Genomic DNA, 13,500 nt, shown 5'->3' on the forward strand with positions numbered 1-13,500 from the left:
TCTCTGCAACTCTAGCAGAATACGACAAAAAGCAGCGCCTTTGTCACATTCTGCGCTTGCCTGTATAGTCGCAATACAGGCGAAGATGGTCTCGAGTAAACCGCGGGCGACAGGAGATCCCATGGGTATGCACACGACAAAGGTTGCAGTGGGCGAGGGCAAGTTTACGCTCGAGGCCCAGTTGACGGTGACGCCGCGAGGCATGGTGGTGTACGCCTGCTCGCCGGAGTTCGCACATCTGGGCGCCACGGCGCAGGCCATTCCGCGACCCGAGCCCGGACGCACGGCGACCGTGAGCATCTTGGCCGTTCCGTGCCATCGCGACGAGATCCCGGCGCACGACATTGCAGCGGCACTGGCCACGCGTTTTGGCGTGCCGGTGACCGCAAGCACGGGTTTTCATGTTGAGCAGGCGAGCAAGGACGATCTGCAGCGCGTGCTCAACACCACCAAGGAGCTCATCGCCGCGCTCGAAGAAACCGCAGCCCGCATATTGCGTGCCGGCTGGGACGAGGGCGGTGCGGGCGCCGAGGTCGTGGCGGTCGATGCCGCGACCGGCGAGGTGCTCACTCCTGTCGATCGCATCAAAGCCCATACCGGCGAGGGCATTCTGCACCAAGCATTCCTGACGCTTCTGGTCGAGGGCCAGGGCGAAGACACTCGTCTGCTGCTCTGCCGCCGCAGTCCGCTCAAGCGCCTGTGGGGTGGGGTGCTGGCCGATAGCTGCGCCGGCCATCCGCTCCCGGGGGAGGACGTCGCCGCTGCGACGGTGCGTCGCATCAACGAAGAGCTTGGCATCACGCGCGAGCCCGGCGAGCTCAAGCACCTGGGGCACGTGGTGTACCGCGAGGATCACGGCGACGGCCGCTGCGAGTGCGAATGGTGCGAGGTCTATCTGGCTCGCGTCGAGCCGGGCGAGCTACATATCAACCAAGAGGAAATCTCGGAAGTACGCCGCGTGGCGCCCTCCGAGCTCGATGGCTACCTGCAAGGTCATCCCGAGCAGCTAGCCCCCTGGCTCCGCGAGGCTCTCAACGACCCAACCATCCGCACGGCCCTCGCGATGTGACAAAGGGACTGTTCCTTTGTCACATGGCACGGTTGACCGGCTGCCCAAACCGTCCCAACATTCGATGAAAATCTCGAAATCGAGGAAAACCGTCGAATGTTGGGACGGTTTTCTGTCCAGGGAATCGCTTCCCATCCAAAAAATCTCGCTTGACTGTATTGTCACAACACAGCGCAACGTAAGGGGTGTCCAATAACGGGCGCCCCTTTTTAGCGGCAAGGCCGCTGTGAGTCCGGAGCGCCCCCAACAAGAAAGGTGGGGAGATGGAAGCGGAAAAGAAGGCGTTTAAGATCACCAAGCGCGAAATTGGCTTTGTGCTGGGTATCGTTGTCTTTTTGCTGGTGAAGTTTCTTCCTTTGGCGGAGCTGAGCTCGACGGTCGAGCTCACGGTCGGCGGTCAGACCTGTCTGGCGCTGACGCTCGCCACGGTGGTGTTTTGGGCATGTGGCGTGGCACAGCCGGGCTTTGTGGGCCTGCTCTACTGCGCGCTGCTCGTCCTGTTTAAGGTGTGCGTGGACGACACGGGCGCCGCGAGCATTTCGGCGACGGTCGCCTCCACGTTTAGCTCGTGGACCAAGGCCACCATGTGGCTCGTCATCGGCGCCTACCTCATCGCCAGCGCGGTTAAGGAGTCGGGCCTGGGCGAGCGCATCGCCTACGCGTTCATGCTCAAGTTCGTGCGCGACGCCAAGTCGCTCATCATCTCGATCTTCGCGCTCACCTTTGTGCTGTCGCTGCTGATCCCGCACCCGTTCCCCCGCGCCTTCCTCATCCTGGCCGTCGTCTCGGTCATCGCCGAGTCCGCCGGCTACGGTGATGACGACAAGGGCAAGCTCGGCTTCCTCGTGTTTGCCGCTGCCGCCCCGGGTTCCATGTTCTTCCTGACGGGCGACTCCACGCTCAACCCGCTCGTTGCGCAGTACAGCGCCGAGGCCGGCGGCATGAGCCCGTCCTTCGTCGACTGGTTCCTGTACATGAGCGTGCCTATGCTGGTCGCGCTGCTGTGCACCCTGTTCCTGGGCCTCTTCCTCTTTAAGCCCAGCAAGGAGCTCGTCTACGATCGCGAGCAGATCGTGGCCAAGCAGGCCGCGCTCGGCAAGCTCTCCGTCAAGGAGATCCGCACCATCGTGTGGCTTGTCATCGCCATCGCGCTGTGGCTCACCGTCTCGGGCGACTACATCGGCTGGGTTACCCTGGCCATCGGCGTCGCGCTCGCCATGCCCCTCGTCGGTGAGGTCCTCACCCCCGCCAGCTGGAACGCCGTCGACATCAAGTCCCTCATGTTCCTGACGGCTGCCATGGCCGTGGGCTCCGTGGGCGGTGCCACCGGCATGAACGCCTGGATCGCTGACGTCGTGCTCCCCAGCTCCGTGCCCGAGAACATCTTCCTGTTCGCCCTGCTCGTCGCCGCGCTCTCCATGATCATCCACATGTTCATGGGCTCGGTTATGGCTGTGCTCGGCGTGTGCGTACCGGCGTTCATCAGCTTTGCCGCTGGCTCCAGCGTGAGCCCGCTCGCCGTGGCGCTCATCGTCTTCACGTCCATCAACATCCACTACATCCTGCCGTTCCACAACCTGCCGATCCTCATTGGCGAGGGCAAGGACGCCGGTGGCTACACCTCCAAAGAGGCCATGCGCATGGGCATCCCGCTGACCGCGGTCGTCTTTATCGTCGTGCTGGTCGAGGCCGCCTGGTTCCACGTCTTCGGCCTGATGTAAGCAGCCGAGCGCTTTGGCTTGGACCATCACTCGGGCTTAGTTGAATGCTCGATTTGAGCCGGGCGCTCAATCAGTGAGCGCTCCGCCCCCAAACATAAACCAACCCGGCGGCACTCCGTCGCCGGGCTCTCTCCCGAAAGGAGCACGCTATGTCCACTACCGATGCTTCCCAGATCCACGACCTGCGTTCCGCGCTCGACTTCCTGCGCGAGATGCCGGGCCAGCTGCTCGAGACCGACACCCAGGTCGATCCCGATGCCGAGGTCTCGGGCGTCTACCGTCACGTCGGCGCCGGCGGCACCGTCATGCGCCCGACCAAAGAGGGTCCGGCCATGGTCTTCAACAACGTCAAGGGCTTTGACGACGCAAAGGTCTGCATCGGCATGCTTGCCAGCCGCAAGCGCGTTGCCGCCCTGCTCGACCTGGACGAGGAGCACCTGGGCCTCGAGATCGGCAGGCGCTTCGAGAACCTGATCGCCCCCGAGCAGATCGCCGAGGGCAAGCACGTCGACTGCCAGGAGGTCGTGTACAAGGCGACCGACGAGGGCTTCGACCTGCGCAGGATCGTTCCCGCCCCCACCAACACACCCGTCGATGGCGGCCCCTACATCACCATGGGCCTCGCCTACGGCACGAGCCCCGACGGCTCCCAGTCCGACGTGACCATCCACCGCTTCTCCTGCGTCGACAAGGACAAGCTCGCCATGTGGATCACCCCGGGCAGCCGTCACCTGGGTGCGTTCTTTGACGAGTACTGCCAGCGCGGCGAGGATATGCCCATCTCCATCTCCATCGGCTTGGACCCCGCCGTGTACATGTGCTGCGGCTTCGAGGCTCCCACCACGCCGCTCGGCTTTAACGAGCTGCAGATCGCCGGCGCCCTGCGCGGCCATGCCGTCGAGCTCGCCGACTGCGTCACCGTTCCGCAGAAGTGCATCGCCAATGCCGAGTACGTGCTCGAGGGCTACCTCATGCACGACGAGACCATCAACGAGGACGTCAACGGCCACGGCTATGCCATGCCCGAGTTCCCCGGCTACACCGGTGGCGCCAAGGTCTGCCCGGTGATCAAGATCACCGCCGTCACCACGCGCGTCAACCCCATCATGGAGAGCTGCATCGGTCCTTCGCACGAGCACGTGTCCATGGCCGGCATCCCCACCGAGGCTTCCATCTACAAGATGGTCGAGACCGCTATCCCGGGTCGTCTGCTCAACGTTCACGCTGCTCCCTGCGGTGGCGGCAAGTTCGTTGCCATCATGCAGTTCAAGAAGTCGAGCAAGAATGACGAGGGCCGCCAGCGCAACGCCGCCATGCTCGCCTTCTCGGCCTTCTCCGAGCTCAAGCATGTGATCCTGGTCGACGAGGATGTCGACATCTTCGACATGAGCGACGTGATGTGGGCCATGACCACGCGTTTCCAGGCCGACGTCGACCTCATCACCATCCCCGGCTGCCACTGCCACGTGCTCGATCCGTCCAACGACCCCGCGTTCGATCCTTCGATCCGCGAGCACGGCATCGCCTGCAAGGCCATCTTCGACTGCACGGTTCCGTTCAACCTCAAGAAGAACTTCATCCGTTCGCAGTTCATGGAGATCGACATGGACAAGTGGGCCGCCGAGCTTGCTTTCTAGTAAGTAGCCCTGCCAAGTAACAAAGGAGTTGTCATGTCCGAGTCTTCTGCCCGCCCCCGTCGCATTGTCGTTGGAGTTTCTGGTGCCAGTGGTGCCGCGCTGGGCCTCGAGTGCCTCAAGTGCCTGCGCCAGGTCGGCGCCGAGTCGGCGCTTGTCGTCACGCGCGGGGGAGAGATCACCATCGAGCAGGAGCTCGGCATGACGATCGACGAGTTTGCCGCTCACGCCGATGTGGTCTACGACAACAAGAACATCGGCGCCGCCATCGCAAGCGGTACCTATCCGGTCGACGGCATGATTGTGGCGCCTTGCTCCATGAAGACGCTTGCCGGCATCGCGAGCGGCTACAGCGAAAACCTGTTGCTGCGCGCGGCCGACGTGCAGATGAAAGAGCAGCGCCGCCTGGTGCTTATGGTGCGCGAGACGCCCTTTAGCGCCATTCATGTCGACAACATGGCGCGCCTGGCGCGCGTGCCGGGCGTCATGCTCATGCCGCCCATGCTCACGTTTTACAACGGCCCCGCCACGCTCGACGACGCGGTGCATCATATCGCCGCCAAGGCGCTCGAGGCCGTCGGCGTGACGTGCAAAAACTATAAGCGCTGGTCATAGGCGTATTTAGGGTAGGATACGAGTAGTGTTTGAGCCCGCTGCCCTTGTGGGCGGCGGGCTTTGGTGCGTCGGGAGGACCTATGCAGACGGGCATGTATGCGATCAGCGAGATGGCGAGCTTGTTTAACGTTTCTCGCCAAACGCTCATCTATTACGACAAGATCGGCTTGTTTAAGCCCGCCGTGGTCAACGAAAAGGGCTATCGGTTCTATTCGCCTACGCAGATTCCGCTCATGCGTCTCATCTGCATGTTGCGCGACCTGGGGCTGGAGCTCGACGAGATTGACCGCCTGACTTCGACGTTCGACATCGGCGAGATGACCGAGCACCTGCGCTCGCGAGTGCAGGCGCTCGACGAGCAGATTGCCAGCCTTAAGGCCGAGCGCGCTAGCGTTCAGGAGCGTCTGAGCTTTTACGACGAGGCGGTTTACTGGCGCGAGCGCGAGGGCAAGCCGGAGCTCAAGCAGTTCGAGCGTCGCTACGTGGTCTTTGAGGAGTTCCCTGCCGATATCGAGCGCGGCCGCTCGATGCTCCACCCCACGCTCATGCGGGCGATCTTATGCATGCGTGCGCTCACGGGCACACGCCCCATGCGCGGTTGGGGCGCCATGCTGCGTCGCGAGGCACTGCATTCCGATGACCCTATCGCCGGTGCCGGCTCCTTTGCCGTGTTGCCACGCGGTGTCGAGCAGATGCTGCCGAGCGACCCTGACGAGCTGTCGGAAATTGGCGTGGAGGTGCTGCCCGAGTGCACATACCTGTGCATGAGCCGCTGGGGCATGCCGTACGAACCCGAGGGCATCCGCGCCATCGTCGCCTGCATGGACGAGCATGCGCTCCAGCCCATCGGCAACGCCTTCGACTTTTGCTACCTGGACACCACGAGCTACGACGAATCCCATCAAGAGGACTTCTGCTGCATCCAAATCCCCGTCGCCCTCCAAATGTGACAAAGGGACAGTCCCTTTGTCACATTCGCGGTGTGGATGCTGCCCAAACCGTCCCAACATTCGATGAAAATCTCAAAAACGAGAAAAACCGTCGAATGTTGTGATGGTTTTCCTGTCTGTGCCGGCGAGCTCCAGCGCCGTCTGGGGGTATAAGGCTAGCAAGTGTTTATTTGCGAGGCCTAAGGGGCGCCCCGTATGGATATCGATAACTTTGAATGGTGGTATAGCGAGGGCGAAGCTCCGGACGAGGAGTGGGACGAGCCCGCGCCGCCTGACGTGTCGAGCGACGAGGACGAGACCGGCAACGATGCCGTCGAGACGGACGCCGCTTCCGACTCCGCCGAACCCCTGACCTTTGAACAGGCCTGGGCCCAGGCCGAGGCCGACGAGGCTAAGGCCGATGCCACGGCCACACTGGGCGAGCCGGCGGACATGTCCATCTCGCCGGCCAAGACCCCGCAGCCGCGCCATAACATCGACCCCGGCAGCACGGCATCCTTCAGCATACTCGACGTGCCCGCGCAGGGTGCTCAGGCGCCTGCGCCCACGCATCGCCCCGACCTAGCTCGCGAGGAAGACGCGGGCCGCCGCTCCCCGCTCGGCCCCATCCTCATCGCCTTCATGGCCGGCGTCATCGCTTGCTCGGCGATCGGAAATGTCTGGAGCCATGTGGAACAACAGCGCGAAGATGCCGCCAAGGTCGAGATGTCTGTCGAGCAATCGCTCAGCCGCACGCGCTCGGTGCATGTGTCGGTCGAGGTTAAGGACGGTGCGACATGGGATACCGCCCGCGGCGACAGCCAGATGCTCATCCACATCGTGGGCCGCACGCTCAAGGGGCAGGCGGTCGACGAGTATCAGTACGTCAACTCCGACGGCGATGGCATCGAGCTCAAGCCCGGCGACTATGAGCTCACCGTCGATGAGCCTCCCGTCGCCACCGATGGCACGCGCTTCCGTGCCTCAAAGCGCATGGTGCCCGTGAGCTTTAACTCCCAAGCGCCCAATACGGTCGATTCCACGCCACAGGGTGGGTTCGATCTCTATGTGATCGCCCAATAGCTGCGCCGCCGCCCCGCACTGCTCCCAAGAGTGGGACAATGGCCCTCGGTATTATTGTTTACTTTTGGAGGAAGTAGCATGTCCACCGTCACCACCATCAAGCGCGGCGGCCTCACCGCGGCCATCGATTCCATGGGTGCCCAGCTCACGAGCCTTGCCCTCAACGGCAACGAGTATCTGTGGCAGGGCGATCCCGCCTTTTGGGGCAAGCATGCGCCCATCCTGTTCCCCATCGTGGGCTCGCTGCGCAACAACACGGCGACATCTGCCGCCGGCACCTGCGAGATGGCGCGCCATGGCATCGCGCGCATCGTTGAGCACAAGCTGGTCGAGGTTTCGGAGGACGGCTCCTCGGTAACGTACGAGATCACCGATACGCCTGAGTCGCTCAAGGCTTTCCCCTACCACTTTAAGCTCAACATGACCTATGCCCTGACCGGCGACGCCACGCTCACGCAGACCTTTGCCGTCACCAACACCGGCGACGTGGACCTGCCGTTCTCGGTGGGCGGCCACCCTGCATTTAACGTGCCCGCCCCCGGTGCCGAGGACGAGGCATTCGAGGATTACGAGCTGGCATTTACCGAGGCATGGACCAACGAGGCGCCCGTCATTACGCCCGATGGCCTCATGACGTTCGAGGGCAGCTACAAGGCTCCCGACAACTCGGACGTGCTGCCTATCACGCACCGCAGCTTCGATAACGACGCCATCATGTTCACCGACGTTCCCGGCTCCACGCTCACCCTGCGCGGACGCAAGTCGGGTCACGGCGTCAAGATCGACTTTGAGGGCTTTAAGTACATCGGCGTGTGGTCTGCCGCCAACGACGCCCCGTTTGTGGCGCTCGAGCCCTGGACCGGCCACACCACCATGGACACCGAGGACGACGTCTTTGAGCACAAGGTCAACACCATTACTTTGGCACCGGGTGCCACCGATAAACGCAGCTTTAGCGTCACCCTGCTGTAGGGGTTCCGCGCCGCCCAGGGTGACATTTGTCATTCTGGGCGGCACCCGCTGACGGGGGGAGCTAATTTGGGACGGGGCTTTTTTGACTAGCATAAAAAGTAGTCAAAAAAGCCCCGTCCCAAATTAGCTACTCTGCACCCCATTGGCGCAAAGGGAACAGGGTAGTTCTGCTGCATCCAGATTCCCGTAGAGCTGCAGTCGCCTTTCATGATTTGTGGTGCTAGGAAAAAAATACCTGATTCGTACGAGAAGATTCTGATTGTCGGGGATGGTGACCATCCAACGGCCGTCTATGACATCAAAATCGTAGGGGCTGTCGATTTCATGTTGGGAAACAAGATTGCCAGCGGCTAAACGCAAGGCTTTCCGTTGAGGTCAGGTGATATTGGAAGGCCAATCGTCTGGCTTTTCAATATCACCTGACTCCAAACGGGAGATTTTATCGTCGCACCCCCTGTTTTCGAGTGAGCGGTAAAACCTATTCAAATTTGGAATGGGCGAGCGGTCGAAAAAAGTCGGCGAACGGTAGTCGGTAACCATAAAATTAAAATGCTACATAAAAAGGCTAAGATATCCTGAGAGACATATGCGGGGGTTGGTATTTCTTGAACGACTGCGGGCATGTGCCAGACTGCCTCGGCCCCCGGGGAGCACCCGGGCAGGTCGCCGTGTGACTGGGGAGGAAATAATGCAGGAGCTCAGAGAGACGACGTCTCTACTCATGAATATTGTTACCGGGGGGGGGTGTCCCAGCAGGGAACTTCTTGGTGGGCACCGGCCGCGCGAGCGGTGGTCCGTCATGTCTTATGGCCGCCGTCGTGGGCTGCGCCCGGTCTCGCCATATGTGATTGTTCTGGCCCTCGCCGTCGCGCTGACAGCGAGTTTCTTCCTTCCGACCCGTGCGGAAGCGGCGGTTTCGGACCACACGGTTCCGACGATTTCGCCTTCGGGGACAACAATCAACCTGTTTGATTACTGGGTGAATCCCGATAACCATCTGTCGGTTTCCGGCAGCGGCGGCGTCAACGCAGGCCACAAGTTCCAGTTTAACGACGGCCAGGGTGATGGGCCGCTCAACCATTGGACGGGCGGCACGAGACCAGAGCAAAACATTGTCAACAACACGCTTTTCGGCGGCTACCCGAAGCTTTCCGAAACCTGGGACGGCGAGTCCCTCCGCTACCTGTTCGATTCCTCTGCCCAGACCGGCAAGACGTCCTATTTTGGCGTGACGGGCCTCCTCAAGGTTCAGGACGGCTACTACGTCTATGACAGCTCCAAAAACTACGCAGCCTACAATGCTGACAAGAATGCCTTCGACGTCTATGACACCTGGGGCATTGACAAAGTGGGCGATTCGTCCCACCAGGGTCAGTTCTTCCCGTTCGACGCGGCAGACAAGGTGTTCAAAGAGGAAAACGGCCAGCTCGTCCAAAACGGCATCAAGGCAGACAACACCGGTGATTCGCGCTACAACGGCGGCAAACCCGTCAACCACCACTTCGGTCTCTCAATGTCCACGCGATTCGTGCAGCCCAACGACGGCCTGACGAACAATAATAATGAGATGAATAATAATGAGATGACCTTCGAGTTCGCCGGCGATGATGACGTCTGGGTGTTCATCGATGATGTCCTCGTGGGTGATATCGGCGGTATTCACAACCGCGCGAGTCTGAGCATCAACTTTCATACGGGCGACATTAAGGTAAACGACAATTACAACGACACGCTGAAGGGCAAGTACCAGAAGGCGGGCAAGGCCGGCGACACGAGCTGGAACGGCAGCACCTTCGCCAAAGACACCAAACACACCCTCAAGTTCTTCTACCTGGAGCGCGGCGCCACCGACTCCAACATGGAGCTCAAGTTCAACCTCGTGACGGTGCCCGAGTCCGACATCATCAAGTTCGACCAGGACGGCAAGTTCGTACAGGGTGCCGAGTTCAAGCTCTATAAGACCGACAAGGACTTTCAGACAAAGGGCGAGCCCCTCGGCTCCGGCACCACGGACGAGGCCGGCCGTCTAACGCTCACGAATGACGTGGACAACGGCGTCATCAACTTCGACGATCTCTACGGGAAGGATCACGGCAACAGGTACTACCTCCTGAAGGAGACGGGCGTGCCCAAGGGATACCGCTCGTGTCTCACGGCGACGGGCGGTAGCATGCAGCTCGAGTACGTGCCCACGAGCGACAAGGACGGCGCGGGCGGCGTCATCATCAACCGCGGCGGTATGGACGCGGACAGCTCCGTTTGGCAGAGCGGTGCGTTCGCCGGCTCGAAGGAGACCATCACCGCGCCGTCGACCGTGTACAAGGCGAATGATGACCTGACGAAGTCCAACGAGACCGTTAGCCCGGGCTCCGGCATACTGTTCGCTGTGGTGCTCAAGCGCGATAAAAGCGCGAGCACGGGTATCGAAGATCAGGGCAATTGGTATGCCGTGTCGGGCGATCCATCGACGGGAGGGGGATACACCCTCGCCAAGGAGCCGAGCATGGCCGGCGCCATCGAGGCGGCGAAGAAGGACCTGCATGCCTTCACGCTCAACACAAGCGGCCAATATCAGGTGGAGATTCCATACCTGCCCGGTGACATCTCCAAGTACTACTACCTGCTGAGCGGTGATGCCCGCAAGGATGCCGAGTACACGGTGGCCATCTACCACACAACGGCGAGCTCGATCGGCGACGCGACGCCTGAGAACACCGTCCACGTGTACAGCGACGACATCGCAGACGGCACGAACTTCAAGCGGCAGTTCGCCACGCGCCTGCTCGTCACGAACATCCAGAATCGCCTGTTCGTGCAGAAAACCGATACCGAGGGCAACCCCGTAGACGGCGCGACGTTCGGCTTGTACGAGGCGACAACGGACGCGAACGGCAAGGTTGTGCCCAAGGACGACCAGGGCCCCTATGACACCCTGACGACGGGGTCGGTCGACAACCCGGTCCGGCTCGAAGGGGCGGGCATATTCCCGTGTACGAGCGACGGCAACAAGCCGCTCAAGAATGGCACCTACTTCCTAAAGGAGGTCTCGGCGCCCGAGGGCTTCCTGCTTAACGACACGCTCACCAAGGTGATTGTGGACGATTACGGCGTCCATGCCGATGCTGGTACGGCCGATGACGACGTCTCGACGTTCGTGGGGCCGGGCACGCTCATGAAGAGCCTGGGCCAGTTTGGCGCAGAGGGCGACATCGACAACACGCTCACGTGGATCAAGGGCCAGCGCCAGACGTCCGACGGGACGCTCGACGGCAACGGCAACCTTTCCTGGAACAATGACGCCAAGGGCGGCGAGGATGAGGTACATCTCAAGTACGGCGCCAATGGACGTGTCTACCAGTATGGGCCCACCAAAGAGGGCGAACCCTACCGCCTGGAGACCGAGACGGGCTGGATACGTATGGGCATCACGCAGGATAAGCCTGGTGTCACTAATGCGAAGGGCGCCCGCACCGACCTGGGCGACATGAATCTGAACGCCCTGTTCACCGGCGCCACCTGCGTGCGCGTGGCGAACGAACGCGAGGCGAGCCTCGAGGTGACGAAGAAGGTTGACGTGTCCGGTGGCCTGACGGGCAATAAGGACGCGGGGTTCACCTTCAAGTTCACCGTGCCCGAGGGGCAGACCTACAAGGCTGCAGTGTTCAAGAACGCTGGGGCCGGAAAGCAAGCCGGCGACGTGTTCGATTTGAAGAACGGCGACACCCATGCTATCAAGGCCGACGAGACGATTCGCGTGTACGGCCTTGCCAAGGGTGACAATTACACGGTGCAGGAGCTGACCGGCAAGGACGAGATGCCCGCGGGCTATAAGCTGACCGGCCGCAAGCAGGGTGACAAGAATCTGACTGAAGAAGGCGATAGCATCTCGGGCAAGATTGCCCCGCAGAATTCCAACGGCACGCTGGCCGAAGACAACAAGCTGGTGTTCACCAACACTTACACGGCGGAAGCCAGCGACAAACTGACCCCACAGGTAACGAAGAAGATCTCCGGCACCGAGAGCACGGACAAGGAGTTCTCGTTCACGCTGGCTGCCACGTCGGACATGCAGGCGAAGATCGCTGCCGGCGACCTGACGGTGTCGGATGACCTGGCGGGCGACGCGCATGCGGAGTCCCGGGCCACGAAGGACGCGATCACAGGTAAGGACGGCCAGACGGTCGACTTCTCCGGCATGAAGTTCAACAAGGCCGGTACATACACGTTCACGCTTTCCGAGGCGCACGACGCCGATGACGACGCGGTGGTGGACGGCGTGCAGAACGCCGGCTGGACGATGGACGCCTCCGCTTACACCGCCACGGTGACGGTGGAGGACGTGGACGCCAAGCTGACCGTCACGGGCGTGACGGTGAAGAAGGATGGTGACGCTGAGGCCAAGCCCATCAAGGCTGAGGTCAAGGATGGCAAGGTGAACCTCGCCACCTTTACCAACAGCTATGCTGCGAAGGGTTCCGTGACCCTGGCGGCGAAGAAGCACTTCACGGGCGGTGAGCTCGCAGGGGGCGACTTCTCGTTCGCTCTGTACAAGGGTGACAAGGCGGAAGGCACGCCCATTGAGACCGTCACGAATGACAAGGACGGCAACATTACCTTCCAGGCAATCGGCTACGACACTCCGGGCGATCACGACTACACCATCAAGGAGGTTGCCGGCAACGACTCGACCGTCGTGTACGACGGCAAGACGGTGAACGTGCACGTTAGGGTCACTGATAACAAGAACGGCACGCTAAAGGCGGTCGCCACCTACGGCGGCGATAAGGCCGTGCCGACCTTCACCAACGCGAAGCCGACGGCCGGTGCAACCGTCGAGGCGACGAAGACCCTCACGGGCAAGGCGCTGACGGGCGGCGCGTTCGCCTTCGGCCTGTACCAAGGCGACACGTCCACGAGTAATCCCGTCCAGACCGTCCAGAACGACAAGGAGGGCAAGATCAATCTTGCCCTCACCGGTCTGACCATCGGCGAGTACGACTACATGCTCAAGGAGGAGAACGTCGGTGCCGATCCGACTATCACTTACGACACCAAGGTGGTGAAGGTTCACGTCTCGGTGAAGGCGGAGGGCGACAAGGCGAAGGCGACCGTCACCTATGACGGCAAGAACGATATCCCGACCTTCACGAACGCGTACCACCCGAAGGGGACCTCGGTAACGCTCAAGGCGAAGAAGCACTTCACGGGCGGTGAGCTCGCAGGGGGCGACTTCTCGTTCGCTCTGTACAAGGGTGACAAGGCGGAAGGCACGCCCATTGAGACCGTCACGAATGACAAGGACGGCAACATTACCTTCCAGGCAATCGGCTACGACACTCCGGGCGACCATGACTACACCATCAAGGAGGTTGCCGGCAACGACTCGACCGTCGTGTACGACGGCAAGACGGTGAACGTGCACGTTAGGGTCACTGATAACAAGAACGGCACGCTAAAGGCGGTCGCCACCTACGACG

8 protein-coding genes are annotated in these 13,500 nt (G+C 61.4%); all 8 read left to right on the forward strand.

Translation table 11 applies throughout. The annotated features are described in order from the left end of the window. The first annotated feature begins 121 nt into the window (after window positions 1–121). Window positions 122–1,069 (forward strand): isopentenyl-diphosphate Delta-isomerase, encoded by a 948-nt coding sequence (locus I1M21_RS05675; RefSeq protein ID WP_229025636.1) that lies wholly within the window; start codon window positions 122–124, stop codon window positions 1,067–1,069. Between the two features lie 263 nt (window positions 1,070–1,332). Then, window positions 1,333–2,790: an SLC13 family permease gene (locus tag I1M21_RS05680; protein WP_229025637.1), complete on the forward strand. Its 1,458-nt coding sequence runs from the start codon at window positions 1,333–1,335 to the stop codon at window positions 2,788–2,790. Between the two features lie 149 nt (window positions 2,791–2,939). Further along, a complete protein-coding gene (locus tag I1M21_RS05685; RefSeq protein WP_195192786.1) occupies window positions 2,940–4,427 on the forward strand; it encodes a UbiD family decarboxylase in 1,488 nt (495 codons plus the stop codon). A 33-nt stretch (window positions 4,428–4,460) separates the two neighbouring features. After that, window positions 4,461–5,039, forward strand: coding sequence for a UbiX family flavin prenyltransferase (locus I1M21_RS05690; RefSeq protein WP_195192787.1), 579 nt, complete (start codon window positions 4,461–4,463; stop codon window positions 5,037–5,039). 80 nt (window positions 5,040–5,119) lie between these two features. Then, entirely contained in the window at window positions 5,120–5,989 is an 870-nt protein-coding gene (locus I1M21_RS05695; RefSeq protein WP_195192788.1) for a MerR family transcriptional regulator, read from the forward strand. A 195-nt stretch (window positions 5,990–6,184) separates the two neighbouring features. Then, window positions 6,185–7,051: a hypothetical protein gene (locus I1M21_RS05700; protein WP_195192789.1), complete on the forward strand. Its 867-nt coding sequence runs from the start codon at window positions 6,185–6,187 to the stop codon at window positions 7,049–7,051. Window positions 7,052–7,129: 78 nt separating this feature from the next. After that, window positions 7,130–8,023, forward strand: coding sequence for an aldose 1-epimerase family protein (locus tag I1M21_RS05705; RefSeq protein ID WP_195192790.1), 894 nt, complete (start codon window positions 7,130–7,132; stop codon window positions 8,021–8,023). Window positions 8,024–8,822: 799 nt separating this feature from the next. Beyond that, the coding region (locus tag I1M21_RS05710) for a Spy0128 family protein (RefSeq protein WP_195192791.1) at window positions 8,823–13,500 on the forward strand (4,678 nt) is incomplete at its 3' end.

Origin of the sequence: Collinsella aerofaciens, from assembly GCF_015546965.1 — a bacterium.
GTDB lineage: Bacteria > Actinomycetota > Coriobacteriia > Coriobacteriales > Coriobacteriaceae > Collinsella > Collinsella aerofaciens_X.